Source organism: Streptomyces aurantiogriseus (assembly GCF_014649375.1).
Taxonomy (GTDB): Bacteria; Actinomycetota; Actinomycetes; order Streptomycetales; family Streptomycetaceae; genus Streptomyces; species Streptomyces aurantiogriseus.
Genome location: NZ_BMSX01000002.1, coordinates 215,905 through 231,755 on the forward strand (window position 1 = coordinate 215,905; position 15,851 = coordinate 231,755).

Here is a 15,851-nt window from a genome sequence, read left to right on the forward strand (position 1 = left end):
TTCGCTGACATCCTGTGGCAGTGAAGTCCAGTCGACTGGTCTCGATCCTGCTGCTGCTCCAGACCCGGGGCCGGATGACCGCCGCCCAGCTCGCCGAGGAGCTGGAGGTGTCGGTGCGGACGGTCTACCGGGACGTCGAGGCGCTGAGCGCGGCGGGCGTCCCCCTGTACGGCGACGCCGGTCACGCCGGTGGCTACCGGCTCCTGGACGGCTACCGCACCCGGCTGACCGGCCTCACCGCCGACGAGGCCGAGGCCCTCTTCCTGGCGGGGGTTCCCGGCCCCGCCGCCCAGCTCGGGCTCGGCTCGGTGCTGGCCGCCGCCCAGCTGAAGGTGCGGGCGGCTCTGCCGGCCGAGCTGCGGGCGCACGCCGACCGGATCAGCGGACGCTTCCATCTGGACGCGCCGGGCTGGTACGCGGAGGCGGAGGAGGCGCCGTATCTGCCGGCGGTCGCCGATGCGGTATGGAACAACCGTGTACTGGATATTGTATACCGTCGCTGGCGTACGCCCACCGACGTCGAACGCCGCCTCGAGCCCTACGGCCTGGTCCTCAAAGCCGGTCGCTGGTACGTCGTCGCCGGCCCGGGGCCCCGTACGTTCCGCGTCGACCAGATCCTCCAACTCGCCACCTCGGGCGAGGAGTTCACCCGCCCGGACGACTTCGACCTCGCCGCGTACTGGACGGCGTACCAGCGTGACTTCCACGCGCGGCTGTACACGGCGGAGGCGGTGGTACGGCTGGCCCCGGGCGTGACGCTCTCCAGGGCGACGCCGTGGGACGGCGGCACGGACGAGGACGGCTGGACCACCGCCACGGTCCCCATCGAGTCGGTCGAGCACGCCCACGGCGAGTTCCTGCGGCTCGGAGCGGACGTCGAGGTGCTCGGGCCGCCGGAGCTGCGGGCACGGATCGCGCGAACCGTGGCCGAACTGGCGGAGCGGTACCGCCGCGCCCCCGCCGGCCGCCACCGTTCCGCCGACCGCCCCCCTTCCGCCGAACCCCCGCGTCCTGGCGACTCCCCGCATTCCGACAACGCCCCGCACCCCGGCAACTCCTCACCTCCCGGCGGCAACTGACAGAGCGGAACCCGTCCGTCCTTCACGGGAGGTACGCCTCGTGCAGCACCCGCACCCGCCCACGGAACCGCACCCGCACCCGCCCACGCACCGCAGACGCCGCAGGACCGCCGTCCTCGCTGCGGCGACCGCCGTGACCGCGCTGGTCGGCGCCGGCCTCACCACGCTGTCCACGGACACCGCCGAGGCGGCCACCGCCCGTCAGGTCGAGAAGCTCGACCGGGGTGTGGTCAGCGTGCACACCGACAGCGGCAACCTGGTCAGCTGGCGCTGGCTCGGCACCGATCCGAACGACGTGTCCTTCAACGTCTACCGGGCCGGGACTAAGGTCAACCCGACCCCGATCACCGGCTCCACCAACTTCTTCCATTCCGGCGCCCCCGCCCAGGCCGACTACACGGTCCGCGCGATCGTGGGCGGCGTGGAGCAGGCCGACTCCGTCCACGCGGTCCAACTCCGCACCGGATACAAGGACGTTCCGATCACCCCGCCGGCCGGCGGCACCACCCCCGACGGCGTGGCGTACACCTACGAGGCGAACGACGCCTCCGTCGGCGACCTCGACGGCGACGGCGCCCTGGAGTTCGTCCTGAAGTGGTATCCCACCAACGCCAAGGACAACTCCCAGTCCGGCTACACCGGCAACACGATCATCGACGCCGTCAAGCTCGACGGCACCCGGATGTGGCGCATCGACCTGGGCCGCAACATCCGTTCCGGCGCGCACTACACACAGTTCCAGGTGTACGACTACGACGGTGACGGCAAGGCCGAGGTCGCCATGAAGACGGCCGACGGCACGAAGGACGGCACCGGCGCGGTCATCGGCAGCTCCTCCGCGGACTACCGCAACTCCAGCGGCTACGTCCTGTCCGGCCCCGAGTTCCTGACCATGTTCAACGGCCAGACCGGCAAGGCGATGGGGACGGTCGACTACGTCCCGGCCCGCGGCACGGTGTCGTCCTGGGGCGACTCCTACGGCAACCGCGTCGACCGCTTCCTCGCGGGCACGGCGTACCTGGACGGCTCCCGCCCGTCGCTCATCATGGCCCGCGGCTACTACACCCGCACGGTGATCGCGGCCTGGGACTGGCGGGGCGGTGCCTTCACCCGCCGCTGGACCTTCGACACGAACTCCTCCACCAACTCCGGCAAGGGATACGACGGTCAGGGCAACCACAGCCTGTCGATCGCCGACGTCGACGCCGACGGCAAGGACGAGATCGTGTACGGCGCGATGACCGTCGACGACAACGGCGGCGGCCTGTGGACGACCAAGCTCGGCCACGGCGACGCGGGCCACGTCGGGGACCTCAACCCGTCCCGGGCCGGCCTGGAGTACTTCAAGGTCTCCGAGGACACCAGCAAGCCCGGCTCATGGCTGGCCGACGCACGCACCGGCCAGATCCTCTGGCAGACCGCGTCCGGCGCCGACAACGGCCGGGGCGTCGCCGCCGACATCTACGCCGGCAGCGCGGGCGCCGAGGCGTGGTCGGCCTCCGACACCACCCTGCGCTCGGCGACCGGCGCCTCCCTCGGCCGGGAGCCGTCCAGCATCAACTTCGTGAACTGGTGGGACGGCGACACCGTCCGCGAACTCCTCGACGGCACCCGCATCGACAAGTACGGAACCTCCGGCGACACCCGCCTGCTGACGGCCTCCGGTGTCCACTCCAACAACGGCACCAAGTCCACCCCGTCCCTCTCCGGGGACATCCTCGGCGACTGGCGCGAGGAGGTCGTCTGGCCGACCTCGAACAACACGGCCCTGCGCATCTACTCCACGCCGATCGAAACCGGCACGAAGATCACGACCCTGCTGCACGACACCCAGTACCGCACGGCACTCGCCTGGCAAAATACTGCATACAACCAACCGCCGCACCCGAGCTTCTTCCTCGGCAACGGGATGGCGACGGCACCCAGGCCGACCGTCTACACCCCGTAAGCCGCGGCCAACGGTCATCTGCACGCCGACGTCGGGCGGCCGTCAGCGAACAGCGGACGGCCGCTCTCTCGGCGACTGCGCCACCACCCGTGCTCAGGTCGTAGCAGCGTGCACTCCTGCGCAGGCCGTCACGGCCCCGCGCGGTGGCTGCTCACCCATGCGGATGCGCCCGCCCTGTCCCCGGGCGGGCGCGCACTGTCAGCCGGCCGCCTTCTTCTCGCGGAGTTCGCGGACGCTGGCCGTGAGGGTGCCCTCTTGCTGTTCGTAGTGGGAGAGCGCGAGGCCCAGGCCGAAGAAGGTGGGCGCCCATTCGCCGACGAAGATCCCCCACCGGTCGGCGCGGGCGAGTCCGGCGCCGGGCTCGGCCTTGAGGCTGCCCATCCAGGTGGCGACGGACGCGCCGATGCTGCCGAGGGCGGCCATGTAGGCGTGCTCGCTGCGTATGCCCATGTCGTGAAGTTTCTTGATGACCATGGTGTGCTCCCGTCTGTGGCGTACTCGGACTTAAGTGCCCATATCGGGAGCATTCATGCGATAGCGTGAAATCAGGAATGATTTACCGTCGTACGTTCGGCGCTCCCGCGCCTTCCGTGAGGGCATGCCGAAGGGCCGGCAGGCGAGGAGGGCGCGTGCCTGTGGCCCCGCGCCCTCCCGTCCGTCCCGCCCGGCGTGTCAGGTCACCGCGCAGGACTGGTCACCGAGCTTGAAGGCCGTCGGTTTCCCGTTCGAGCCCGACCAGCTCCCCGTGAACCCGAAGCCGACCGACGAGCCCGCGGCCACGTTTCCGTTCCAGTTCACGTTCTTCGCCGTGACCGACGACCCCGACTGCGAGGCTTCGGCGTTCCACACCTGCGTGACCTTCTGCCCGTCCGCGAAGGACCAGCCGAGCGACCAGCCGCTCCAGGTACTCGTGCCGGTGTTGGTGAGCTGCACGTCCGCCTGGAAGCCGCCCGACCACTGGTTGGTGATCTTGTAGGTCACCGTGCAGCCGCCGGTCGGCGTCGGGGTCGGATCCGTACCGCCGCCGGTGCCGGAGCTGTCGCCGTAGATGACCCCGCGACCGTTCGTCGCCACGTACACCCGCCCGTACACCCTCGGGTCACCGGTGATCGCCGCGCCCGTCCAACCCCACTGGTGGGCGTCGTCGTTGATCCGGGTCCACGTCGCTCCCTTGTCCGTGGAACGGAAGATGCCGCGCACGCCGGCGATCTTCGCGCTGGTGTAGAGCGTCTGGTACGAGGCGCCCGCGGCCGCCTTGCCGAAGCCGATCGTGTCGGCCTGCTCGACGTTCGACAGCTTGGTGAAGGTCACGCCGCCGTCCGTCGAGTGCCACAGCCCGTACGCCCCGTCGCTCGCGCCGCCCGCCAGCCAGACGTCGCCCTTCGCGCCCGGCAGCGCCTTGAAACGCACGCTGTCACCGCTGGGCAGACCGGTCGCGGCGGACGCGGTGAAGGTGGCGCCGCCATCCGAACTGACGTAGAACTTCCCGGACTTGAAGCCGTAGAAGGTCTTCGGGTCGACCCGGTCGGATTCGACGATCGCGCCCGCCGGGATCCCGCTCGACGCCGACCAGGACGAGCCGAAGCCGGTCGTGTGGTGCACGCCGGTGCCGGCCGGACTCCACACGAAACGGCTGCCGTCCGCGGCCGCGGCCACCGTCCCGCCGCCGCTCACGCCCGAAGGATCGGTCCCGGCGAACCAGTTGGCGCCGTTGTCCGTCGAGAACGCCACATGCGGGCCCGAGTCCAGGTTGCCGACCCGGACCACCGTGTTCGGGTTGGTCTCGGCGTGGTCCAGGCTGGTCGTCGTCGTGAAGTTCGGCGAGGTGAACATCATCGACGGGACCTTGGTCAGGTCGGTGTGCCGGAAGCCGCCGACGTCACCGAGGGCGCTCAGCAGCGGGGCGCCGGACGGGGGAGAGGCGAGGTCGTTGACCGCCGTCTCCTCCAGGCCCTGCACCATCGGCCTGATCGTGAACCGGGTGTTGCTGTCCCAGTTCGTGAGATTCTCCGTGCCGTAGATCGTCGCGCCCGTCCCGTACATCATCCGGTTGGAGTTGAACGGGTCGATCTCCAGCGCCTCCGTCATCCACCCCAGCTTCGGCGTCTGCTCGGGCGGCGTCGGGTTCGCGCCCCAGGTCAGCCACGGCGAGGACGAGACATCCATCGTGTAGCGGTTCGCACGGTTGGGGTAGGACGTGTAGTCCCACGCCTTGGTCCAGGTGCCGCCGCTGTCCGTGGAACGGAAGATCTGGGTGTCGGGCCACCAGGAACTGTATGCGGTGGCCATGACGGTGCCCGGCTTCTGCCGGTCGACCGTCAGCCCGCTGAAGCCGTAGTACGTGTCGGCCTCCGCCACCGGGCTGATGTCCGTCCAGGTCCCGGTCGCCGTCGCGTACCGCCACAGCCGGCCCTTGCCGCCGTCGTACGGGCCGCCCTTGTCGCTGTATGCGATGTACAGATGGCCGTTGACGGTGTCCAGTACACCCTTGTGCGCCAGGTATCCCGTCGGCTGCCCGGCCAGCCGCGTCCAGGTCGCGCCCGCGTCCGTCGACCGGTACACCGCGTTGTCCTTGTCCGCGACCCCGACGTAGATCGTCCGTGTCGCGCTGCCCGACGTGCCCGTGGACTCGTCGAAGGTGACCCAGACGATGCCCTGGTTGTCGCTGTTGTAGCCGGAGGTGTCGCTCGGGTCCGCGACGTAGTTGCCGACGTTGGGGAAGTTCGTCACCTGCGACCAGGTGACGCCCGAGTCCGTCGACCGCCACAGGCCCTTGCCACTGGGGGCGCCCAGGTACAGCACGCTGTTGCGGTGCGGGTCCACCGCGAGCCGCTCGCCCATGCCCCGGCCGGGCATGTTGCCGCCCAACTTGAAGGGCAGATCGGTCTTCTGCCAGCTCGCACCCCGGTCCGAGGAGCGCAGCACGGCCCCGTTCCCCGGATCCCAGCTGTTGGTGTAGGTGCCGGCGGCCGCGTACACCTTGTTCGGGTCGACCGGGTCGGAGGCCAGGCTCACCACGCCCGTGTGCCCCCAGTTCGCCCAGCCCACCGAGTCCAGCAGCGGGGTCCACGTCTTCGACGACTCCACCCAGCGGTACGCGCCGCCGATGTCGGTGCGCGCGTAGGCGAGGTTCTTCTCCTTGCGGTTGAAGACGATGCCGGGGACGAAGCCGCCGCCGTCGATCCGGGCGTTCTTCCAGGTGTACGACTCTGCCGCCAGGGCCGCTTTCGGGCCGCTGTCGGCCGCCAGCGCGGGCGGGGTGCCCGCGAGCAGGCCGGCGGCGAGCGCCAGGACGGCCGTGAGGATGCGTGTTCTTCGCACGGTGGGGGTCCTTCCTCGCGAAGCCATGTGAAGGAATGTGCGGGGAGATGCCGGGGGAGCGGGGGGAGAGAGCGGCGAGGCGTGCGACGACCGGGCGGTCCCCTGTGCGGGTGGGGACCGCCCGGCGCGGTACGCGGAGTCAGCGGGGACTTATTCGAGGAGCTCCGCGTACGAGCCCATGGCCAGGGCGATGTCCGCCTGGGCCCAGAACCGGTGGTACGTGAAGGACGGCGCGGCCCCGCCCGCGAGGTAGGCCTCGATCTTCGACCAGGCCGGGTCGTCCTCGTAGAAGGAGCGGATCGAGTCGAACGTCGACGAGGAGTTGATCGCGTCGCCGTTCGGCATGGTGCCGGTCCAGCCGCTCGGGACGTAGATCGCGTCGTCGAAACGGTTGTAGTCGGCGCGGGTCTCCGGGACGGCGATGCCCAGGGCGTCCTGGTGGTGGGTCCACATGCCGTCGAGGAGCGCCTTGGCCGTCGTCGCGGCGGCGGTGTCACCGGAGCGGTCCGCGTAGTACGTCAGGGTCTTGGCGTACGCGGCCGCCACACCGACGTCGTTGGTGTAGTCGGCGACGGTGACGTGAAGTCCCGTGTTGGCGCCGGGACTTGACGGGTTCCAGGTGTCGGGCTGGCCCGACCACTGGAGCGTCGAGGGGAACCGGAAGGTGCCGTCCGGGTTGATCGTGGTCTCGGACAGCGCCCAGTCGACCCACTTGTCGAGGACAGCCTTCGCGGCCGCGTTCCCCGTCTGCTGGTAGTACTCGGCCACCCGCTCCATCGACCACGCCTGGAAGCCGAACCACTGGTTGGACGGCGGGTCGTGGTAGACGGGCTGCTGGTCGTAGTACATGCCGTAGAACGTCGACTTCCCGGCCGGCGGTGTCGCGTACCGGCCCGCCCAGCTGTTGGTCGCACCGCCCGCGATGGCGCCCTCGCTGGACTGCAGCCAGCGGTAGAACTCCAGTTGCCGTTCGAGTGACTTGGCCCAGTCGGCCTGTCCGGTCGTCGACTTCGGCTTCAGCGGGGCGTAGGCGCTGAGCGCGTACGCGGCCAGCGGGTTCTGGTAGCCGCCGTGGGCGTGGCTGGAGCCGATGCGCCAGGCCCAGCCGGCCGAGGTGTCGGTGGCACCACCCCAGGCGTAGTACCAGGAGAGCAGGTAGTGCGAGGCGTCCTTGCCGGTGCCGGCCGGGCAGGAGGACGGCCCGGCACAGTTGCCGATCTTCTTGAAGTACTTGTCGTACATCGCATACCGCAGGTAGTCGCCCATCTTCGCGGCCTTGCCCACGGTCGCGGTGATGTCCGAGCCCTTGCCCTGCTGCTTGGCCCAGATGTCCGCCCAGTACGCGGCCTGCACGGCCCGCGCGTCGGCGTCCGGGGCGTTGGTGTACTTCCACTGCTTGGCGTAGGAGGCGTCACCCGTGAACAGGTCCAGGTACCCGTTCCTGCCGCCGTACTTGAAGGCGTCGCAGGTCGGCTGCGGCACCGTCTCCCACACCGACTCCTGCGCACCGCGCTGGAAGGTGTTGATGTACGACGGGCCGGTGTCCGACGGGCCGGCCTCGCACTTGCCGGGCGAGTTGCCGTAGCCGTAGACGTTGTCGACGTCCTGCAGCCAGTGCATACCGTAGACATCGTCCGTACCGTATGCGGTCTTCAGTTCACCGGCGATCGGATCCGAGCCCACCGACACCCCGGTGTCCAGCTTCGCCGGGTACTCGTTCGGCGTGTCCAGCTCGGGCGCGTACGTCGCCGGCTTCGACGCGTTGTAGAAGGAGTTCGTCGGCTGGTCGGCGTGGGTCGGGATCATGTACTTCTCCATGATCTCCCAGGCGCCGTTGAACCTGGTCCAGTCGCCCGTGACCTTGCCGTACATCGCCTGCAGCCAGAGAAGGTAGCTGTAGGCCTCCGACGTGGTCTCGTGGCCGTGGTCCGGGGCCTCGACGATCAGCGTCTCCACCGAGTGGTAGGGGATGCCCTCGGGGGAGAAGTAGCCGTTCGCCGGGTTGGTGATCTTGCCGTAGAGCTCCAGGAAGCGGGCGTCGTACTCCTTCGACGCGGCGATCTGGGTGACCGTGACCGAGGCCTTCGCGTGGCCGGTGGCCGCCGACTCGAAGGTCGCCGCGCCCGTGCCCGTGGCGTTGCCCGTGATGGTCACCTTCTGGGCGGTGTTCCAGTTCGACGGCGTGAACGTGAGGCTCGCGCCACCGGTCACCGTCAGGCCCGTGTTCCCGCTCGTCCGGGCGGTCGTCACGGTCACATTGGCCGACGGCTGGGTCGACAGCTTCACCTCGTACGAACCCGTCCTGCCCTGCTGTACGGCCAGCTGGTTCGTGGAGGCCACCACGGCCGGTCCCGAGGCGACCGTGATGCCGACCGGCGCCGACGACCCGGACGCGCCCAGGCTGTCGTAGGCCTTCGCCACCAGCGAATGACTGCCCACGGTCAAGCCGGAGGCGGACAGTGTGTACGGCGCGCTGGTGTCGGTGCCCAGCAGCGTCGTGTCGTCATAGAACTCGACCTTGGTGATGGTCGCGCTGTCGGCGGCCGCCGCGGTGGCCGCGAGCGGTACGGCGGCGCCCTGGGTGTAGACGGCGCCCGGCGCCGGGCTGGTCAGCACGGTGGCGGGGGGCTGATGAGCGCCGACGCACGGGGTGCCGTTGACGGAGAAGCTCGTGGGGGCGGCGTTGGTGCCGCTGTAGGTGAACTGCGCGCCCGTGGCGACCGCCGCGCCGACGGCGATCGTCCCGTTGTACGAGGCGTTGTTCACGGTGATCTGCTGACCGGACTGCGACCAGACGCCGTTCCAGCCGTTGGTCAGTTTCTGGTTGCCCGCATAGGAGTACGTCAGAGTCCAGCCGCTGATCGGGTCCGTGCCGCGGTTGGTGAGGGTCAGCTCCGCGGTGAAGCCGGAGCCCCAGTCATTGGTCCTGTAGTCGACGCTGCACTGAAGCGCCGCCGCCTGAGCGGGAGTTGTGCTCGTACTCAGCATGGCCATGGGGAGCGCGAGGGCCGCCACGACGGCGGTCCACAGCCGCCGCGCCGCGCGGCGTCTGCGTGAGGGTTCCATGTGCTGGTTCCTCCTTGCGGCTCGGTGAAGTGGGGGGGAGGAGCAACAAGCCTTGAACCAGTGGGAGCGCTCCCATAGTGAGGAGGGGCTGGAGTGCGGTCAAGGTGTTTGAAGAGTCGAAAAGATTCGACGTGAGATGTTGAGGAAAAGTCAGCGACTCCCCTGTTCTTTGCCGACACTTGGCGCTAGCGTCATTGACACCAGTGGGAGCGGTTCCATCAGTCGGCGCGTCCGTCACGACGTGCCCGAGCTGCAAGGAGTCGCTCATGCGGCACCCCCCGCGTTCAGTACTTTTAACCGTCGCCGGTGCGATCGCCCTCGCCCTGGGCGCGACCCTGCCGGTCGTGACGGCACAGGGAGCCACGCCCGCGTGCACGGTGGAGTACACCGTCACCAGCCAGTGGGACGCCGGCTTCCAGGGGGCCGTGAAAGTCACCAACAACGCGGCTGCCGTGAGCAGTTGGAGCCTGAGCTTCGACTTCGCGAACGGACAGAAGGTCACCCAGGGCTGGAACGCCAAGTGGTCCCAGACCGGTACGACCGTCACCGCGGTGAACGAGAGCTACAACGGCTCGCTCGGCACCGGCGCGAGCGTCAGCGCCGGCTTCCTCGCCTCGAAGGCGGGGAGCAACGCCGTACCGACCGCGTTCAAGTTGAACGGCACGACGTGCAACGTCGACACCGAACCCACCACACCCACACCCACCCCCACTCCCACCCCCACACCCACGCCGACCGACCCGCCGGACACCGGTGACGAGCCGCCCGCGCTGCGCGTCTCCGGCAACAAGCTCGTGCACGCCGACGGCACCACCCGTCGTCTGCTCGGCGTCAACCGTTCCGGCGGCGAGTTCATGTGCGTCCAGGGTCGCGGCATCTTCGACGGCCCGGTCGACGACGCGGCGATCAAGGCGATCGCCGACTGGAACGCCAACACCGTCCGCATCCCCCTGAACGAGGAGTGCTGGCTGGGCCTGTCCAACATCCAGCCCGCGTACGGCGGTGCGAACTACGTCAACGCCGTCAAGGACCTCGTCGCCCGTGTGAAGGCGCACGGCATGACCCCCATGCTCGAACTGCACTGGTCCTGGGGTCAGTACACGGGCAACTCGGCCGGCTGCTCCGACGTGCACGCCGGCTGCCAGAAGCCGATGCCGAACATGCAGTACACCCCGACGTTCTGGACCTCCGTCGCCAACACCTTCAAGAACGACCCGGCGGTGGTGTTCGACCTGTTCAACGAGCCCTACCCGGACCGTGCCACCTCCACGGCCACCCGGGCGTGGCAGTGCTGGCGGGACGGCGGCACCTGCCCCGGCATCGGGTACGAGGTCGCCGGTATGCAGGACCTCGTCGACGCCATACGGTCCACCGGCGCCAGGAACGTGATCCTCGCCGGCGGGCTCGCCTACTCCAACGACCTCGGTCAGTGGCTGACGTACCGGCCCACCGACCCGGCGGGCAATCTCGCCGCCGCCTGGCACGTGTACAACTTCAACACCTGCTCCAACGCGAGCTGCTGGAACTCCACGCTCGCCCCGGTCGCCGCCCAAGTGCCGCTCGTGGCAGGGGAGATCGGCGAGAACACCTGCTCGCACGGGTTCGTCGACCAGGTCATGCAGTGGTTCGACGACCGCGGACTGTCGTACCTGGGCTGGACCTGGAACACCTGGGACTGCTCCTCCGGTCCGTCCCTCATCTCCCACTACGACGGGACACCCACCGCGTACGGAATCGGGCTGCGCGATCACCTGCGCGCCCTGAACGGATGACGCCCGCACCACCCCACAGCGCACCACCCCACAGCGCACCACCCCACACCGCATCATCCGGCACCGCATCACCCCACACCGCACCATCCGGCACCGCATCACCCCACACCCGCAGATGAGAAGGAAATCCCCACTCATGAGCCGTAGCAGAACAGCGATACTCGCCGCGCTGGCGCTGGTCGCCGGTGCGTCCGGGACGGCGCTCGCGGTCGTCCCCGGGGACCCCGGCATCGCCGCCGTGCCCTGCACCGTCGACTACAAGGTGCAGAACGACTGGGGCACCGGCTTCACCGCCAACGTCACCGTCACCAACAACTCGGCGGCGAAGTCGAGTTGGGCGGTGAAGTGGACGTACGCCGGCAACCAGAAGGTCACCAACGCCTGGAACGCCAAGGTCAGCCAGTCCGGTGCGGCCGTCACCGCCGCCAACGAGAGCTACAACGGCACGCTGGCGACCGGCGGTTCGGTCAGCTTCGGGTTCCAGGGCACCTACAGCGGCAGCAACGCGATCCCGGCCACGTTCACCCTCGACGGCGTGACCTGCAACGTCGACGACGGCGGTGGCGGACCCACCACGCCCCCGCCCGGCCCCGGCAGCAGGGTCGACAACCCGTACGCCGGCGCCAAGGTGTACGTGAACCCCGAGTGGTCGGCGAAGGCCGCCGCCGAACCGGGCGGCAGCCGTATCTCCAACCAGCCCACCGGCGTCTGGCTGGACCGCATCGCCGCGATCAACGGCGTCAACGGCGGCATGGGCCTGCGCGCCCACCTCGACGAGGCGCTGCGGCAGAAGGGTTCGGGCGAACTCGTCGTCCAGCTCGTCATCTACAACCTGCCCGGACGCGACTGCGCGGCCCTCGCCTCCAACGGCGAGCTCGGCGCGACGGAGATCGACAAGTACAAGACGCAGTACATCGACCCGATCGCCGCGATCCTCGCCGACTCCAAGTACGCCGGGCTGCGCATCGTCACCACGATCGAGATCGACTCCCTGCCCAACCTCGTCACCAACACGGGCAGCCGGCCCACGGCCACCCCGCAGTGCGACGTGATGAAGGCCAACGGCAACTACGTGAAGGGCGTCGGCTACGCCCTGAACAAGCTGGGTGACGTCGCCAACGTGTACAACTACATCGACGCGGGCCACCACGGCTGGATCGGCTGGGACGACAACTTCGGCGCCAGCGCCACCGTCATGAAGGAGGCGGCGACCGCCGAGGGCGCGACCGTGGGCGACGTCCACGGCTTCATCTCCAACACGGCCAACTACAGCGCCCTGAAGGAGAACAACTTCACCATCAACGACTCCGTGGCCGGCAAGTCGGTGCGCGAGTCGAAGTGGGTCGACTGGAACCGCTACGTCGACGAGCTGTCGTTCGCCCAGGCCTTCCGCAACCAGCTGGTCTCGGTCGGCTTCAACTCCGGCATCGGCATGCTGATCGACACCTCCCGCAACGGCTGGGGCGGCACCGCCCGGCCCGCCGGCCCGGGCGCCACGACCGACGTCGACACCTATGTCAACGGCGGCCGCTACGACCGCCGTATCCACATCGGCAACTGGTGCAACCAGTCCGGCGCCGGCCTCGGCGAGCGCCCGCAGGCGGCCCCCGCGGCCGGGATCGACGCGTACGTGTGGATGAAGCCGCCGGGCGAGTCCGACGGCTCCAGCAGCGCGATCCCGAACGACGAGGGCAAGGGCTTCGACCGCATGTGCGACCCGACCTACACGGGCAACCCCCGCAACGGCAACAACATGTCGGGCGCCCTTCCCAACTCACCGCTGTCCGGGCACTGGTTCTCCGCCCAGTTCCAGCAGCTGATGCAGAACGCCTACCCGCCGCTGTCCTGACCGGGTGACACCGGGGCGGAGCCCCCGCCGGAACCGTGCCGACCGCGGTCCGGCGGGGGCTCCGCCCGCACCGGTCCCGGGGGCTCTAGCAGTGCGTCGACGGGAGTGTTTCGTCGTCGTTGCCGATGACCAGCACCTGCGCGCTGCCGTCGCCGCCGTCCAGGTACGCGGCCGTACACACCACCTGCCGCAGCGCGGTCTCGCCGAGGCTCCGCACGTCGAGCGAGAGGGTGATCGCCACAGAGCCGCGGGACGACTCCACCTCCACGCCCTGCTCCAGCTGCGGCAACGCCGTGCGCAGCCCCGCCTCGCGCTCGCCGGCCCCCGGGCCGGCGAACAGCATGGTCATGACCTTGCTGCCGTCCACCGGCCCCATGCCCGCTTTGAGGTCCGCGTCCGTCCGGCCCTGCCGGCTCACCGGCGCCAGGCGGCCCTCCGGGGAGAGGAAGAAGAGCAGCACCCGCTGGTCGGGGACGGGGGAGACCGAGACCGTGGCGGGCCCGCCGACCTCGATGACGTCGGTCTCCTGCACTCCGCAGCCGGTGAGCGCGGCGGTCACCGCGGCGCAGACCGCCAGGGCGCGGCCCGCCGCGGTGCCAGGACGTCTCACGCCGTCGCCTCCTCGCGCGGCAGCGGTATCTCCACGGTGAACACGGCGCCGCCCGCCGGGCCGTTCGCGGCCCGGATGGTGCCGCCGTGCAGCCGCACGTTCTCCAGGGTGATGGCGAGGCCGAGTCCGCTGCCCGCGGAGCGGGAGCGGGCCGCGTCCGCCTTGTAGAAGCGCTCGAAGATGTGCGGCAGCACATCCTCGGGGATCCCGGGACCGCTGTCCGTGACCTCGGTGACCAGTCGCGCCGCGCCGTGCGTCCCGAGCTCCCCGCCCCCGTACGGCTCGGTGCGCAGCCGTACCACGACCGGCGCGCTGCCGTGCCGCAGCGCGTTGCCGACGAGGTTGGCGACGACCACGTCGAAGCGCCGGGGGTCGAGCCGGGCCCGGATGCCGTCGGGCAGCTCGGTCGACACCTGTGCCGGATCGGTCCAGTGACGGCTCGTCAGCGTCTTGTGGATGGTGCGGGCGACGTCGACCTCGTCGGTGTTCAGCTCGGCGGCCTTGGCGTCGAAGCGGGAGATCTCCATCAGGTCCTCGACGAGGACGGCCAGTTTGCCCGTCTCCGCGCTGATCAGCCGGACGGCCGCGGCCGTGTCGGGGGCGAGACGGGCCGCGTCCTCGTCCAGGACCTCGGTGACGGCGAGCATCCCCGCGAGCGGGGTGCGCAGTTCGTGGGAGACGTCGGAGGCGAAGCGGCGGGCGCGCGCCTCGGCCTCCCTCAGCTCGCCGACGGTCCGCTCCAGTTCACGCGCCGACTCGTTGAACGTACGGGCCAGACCGGCCAGTTCGTCGCCGCCCCGGACCGGGATACGGGTGTCGAGGCGGCCGCTGCCCATGTTCTGCGCCGCCTTGCGCAGATCGCGCACCGGGCGCAGCACACTGCGCGCGGCCAGCAGCGCGGGGACGAGCGCGACCGCGAGCCCCGGAACGGCACCGTCGCGGGCCGCGACGACCATGGCCCGGACGGTGGCCTCCTCGTCGGCCAGCGGCATCACGGCGTACAGCACGAGCCCGGTGGGGCGCACGGCCTGTCCGGCCCGGAAGACGGCCGGCATGGCGACGGCCAGCCACGGCTCGCCGTTCTTGTCGATGCGCTGGAAGCCGCCGCGGGGATGTGCGAGCGCGGCGCGCCGCAGTTCCGGGGTGATCACGGTCGACTCCGGAGCGATGCCGGAGGAGACCCGCATCGATCCGTACTCGGCGAACACCACCCACGGGTGGGGCTTGCCCTGCCGGGCGAGCGCACGCAACTGCTCCTGGAGCGGCGCGGGTTCGACGGGCAGGCGCAGGGAGAGCTCCTGGACCCGCTCCCGGAAGGAGGCGACGGCGGTGTCCTGGGCCTGCTTGAGGATCGCCGTGCGCGCTTCCCGGTAGGTCAGCGTCGCGGTGGTCGCGGCACTGACCGCGGCGACCAGCAGAAAGGCGAGCACCAGCCGGGTGCGCAGCCCGATGCGGGCCCTGAAGAGCCTCACCGCGGGCTCACAGCGGTCCGAAGCGGTAGCCGAAGCCCCGCACGGTCTGGATGTAGCGGGGGCTGCCGGGCACGTCCTCGATCTTGTGGCGCAGCCGCCGTACGCAGGCGTCGACCAGACGGGCATCGCCGTGGTAGCTGTGCTCCCAGACCTGCTCCAGCAACTGCTGCCGGCTGAAGACCTGCTCGGGCGCGACGGACAGATACAGCAGGAGCCTGAGCTCGGAAGGTGCTAGCGCCACCCGCTCCCCGGCCCTGGAAACGCTCAGCCCGGCACGGTCGATGGCGAGGTCGCCGTGGAACTCGACGGCCGGACGTCCGCCCGGCTCCTCGATACGCCGCAGTACGGCGCGGATACGGGCCTCGATCACCTCGGTCCGCGCGGGTTTGACGATGTAGTCGTCCGCCCCGGCCTCCAGCCCGACCACCACGTCGAAGTCGTCGCCCCGGGCGGTGAGCATGATGATCGGCAGCTGACCGGACTCGCGCACCTGGCGGCAGACCTGGACGCCGTTCATGCCGGGCAGCATCAGGTCGAGCAGCAGCAGATCGGGCTGGAACACACCGATGGCGGCGAGGCCGGCTTCCCCGGTGGGGGCGGTGCGTACCTCGTGCCCACGCCGGCGCAGGCCGAGTTCGATGCCCTCGCGGACGGAGGCATCGTCTTCGATGAGAAGGACCCGTGGCATATGCGGAGTATTCCATTTCCTCAACTGGGCCGGGAAACAGGCCGAT

At 70.0% G+C, this 15,851-nt stretch carries 10 protein-coding genes; 4 read left to right on the forward strand and 6 right to left on the reverse strand.

Features of this window, described 5'->3' with window-relative positions:
• Nucleotides 1-20: 20 nt before the first annotated feature.
• Together IE263_RS04495 and IE263_RS04500 are read left to right on the forward strand one after the other, a co-directional pair.
• Nucleotides 21-1,079 (forward strand): helix-turn-helix transcriptional regulator, encoded by a 1,059-nt coding sequence (locus IE263_RS04495; RefSeq protein ID WP_189932416.1) that lies wholly within the window; start codon nt 21-23, stop codon nt 1,077-1,079.
• A gap of 40 nt (nt 1,080-1,119) precedes the next feature.
• Nucleotides 1,120-3,027 (forward strand): rhamnogalacturonan lyase, encoded by a 1,908-nt coding sequence (locus IE263_RS04500; protein ID WP_189932418.1) that lies wholly within the window; start codon nt 1,120-1,122, stop codon nt 3,025-3,027.
• A gap of 198 nt (nt 3,028-3,225) precedes the next feature.
• Here IE263_RS04500 and IE263_RS04505 read toward each other — a convergent pair whose 3' ends face one another.
• The 3 genes from IE263_RS04505 to IE263_RS04515 all read right to left on the reverse strand — a co-directional run bounded on the left by IE263_RS04505 (nt 3,226) and on the right by IE263_RS04515 (nt 9,414).
• The gene (locus IE263_RS04505; RefSeq protein ID WP_189932420.1) at nt 3,226-3,501 is read right to left on the reverse strand and encodes a hypothetical protein; all 276 of its coding nucleotides are present in this window, start codon (nt 3,499-3,501) and stop codon (nt 3,226-3,228) included.
• Nucleotides 3,502-3,699: 198 nt separating this feature from the next.
• The gene (locus IE263_RS04510) at nt 3,700-6,348 is read right to left on the reverse strand and encodes a cellulose binding domain-containing protein (protein WP_189932422.1); all 2,649 of its coding nucleotides are present in this window, start codon (nt 6,346-6,348) and stop codon (nt 3,700-3,702) included.
• A gap of 150 nt (nt 6,349-6,498) precedes the next feature.
• Entirely contained in the window at nt 6,499-9,414 is a 2,916-nt protein-coding gene (locus IE263_RS04515; protein ID WP_189932424.1) for a glycoside hydrolase family 48 protein, read from the reverse strand.
• Between the two features lie 266 nt (nt 9,415-9,680).
• Here IE263_RS04515 and IE263_RS04520 point away from each other — a divergent pair, with 266 nt between their 5' ends.
• Together IE263_RS04520 and IE263_RS04525 are read left to right on the forward strand one after the other, a co-directional pair.
• Nucleotides 9,681-11,186 carry a cellulase family glycosylhydrolase gene (locus IE263_RS04520; protein ID WP_189932426.1) on the forward strand — a complete coding sequence of 502 codons (1,506 nt, stop codon included), beginning with the start codon at nt 9,681-9,683 and terminating at the stop codon, nt 11,184-11,186.
• Between the two features lie 136 nt (nt 11,187-11,322).
• Nucleotides 11,323-13,035, forward strand: a complete 1,713-nt coding sequence (locus IE263_RS04525) for a glycoside hydrolase family 6 protein (RefSeq protein ID WP_189932428.1) — start codon at nt 11,323-11,325, stop codon at nt 13,033-13,035.
• A gap of 85 nt (nt 13,036-13,120) precedes the next feature.
• On the opposite strand, the gene IE263_RS04530 is transcribed toward IE263_RS04525, so the two are convergent.
• The 3 genes from IE263_RS04530 to IE263_RS04540 are packed head-to-tail and all read right to left on the reverse strand — an operon-like array spanning nt 13,121 to nt 15,805.
• Entirely contained in the window at nt 13,121-13,645 is a 525-nt protein-coding gene (locus tag IE263_RS04530) for a hypothetical protein (RefSeq protein WP_189932430.1), read from the reverse strand.
• Nucleotides 13,642-15,117, reverse strand: coding sequence for a sensor histidine kinase (locus IE263_RS04535; protein ID WP_229910791.1), 1,476 nt, complete (start codon nt 15,115-15,117; stop codon nt 13,642-13,644). The genes IE263_RS04530 and IE263_RS04535 overlap by 4 nt, the downstream gene beginning before the upstream one ends.
• Before the next feature lie 7 nt (nt 15,118-15,124).
• A complete protein-coding gene (locus tag IE263_RS04540; RefSeq protein WP_189932434.1) occupies nt 15,125-15,805 on the reverse strand; it encodes a response regulator in 681 nt (226 codons plus the stop codon).
• Nucleotides 15,806-15,851 lie beyond the last annotated feature (46 nt).

Coding starts and splice junctions, on each gene's coding strand:
- IE263_RS04505 (WP_189932420.1), bottom strand. CDS start 3,501: ATGGTCATCAAGAAACTTCACGACATGGGCATACGCAGCGAGCACGCC.
- IE263_RS04515 (WP_189932424.1), bottom strand. CDS start 9,414: ATGGAACCCTCACGCAGACGCCGCGCGGCGCGGCGGCTGTGGACCGCC.
- IE263_RS04520 (WP_189932426.1), top strand. CDS start 9,681: ATGCGGCACCCCCCGCGTTCAGTACTTTTAACCGTCGCCGGTGCGATC.
- IE263_RS04525 (WP_189932428.1), top strand. CDS start 11,323: ATGAGCCGTAGCAGAACAGCGATACTCGCCGCGCTGGCGCTGGTCGCC.
- IE263_RS04540 (WP_189932434.1), bottom strand. CDS start 15,805: ATGCCACGGGTCCTTCTCATCGAAGACGATGCCTCCGTCCGCGAGGGC.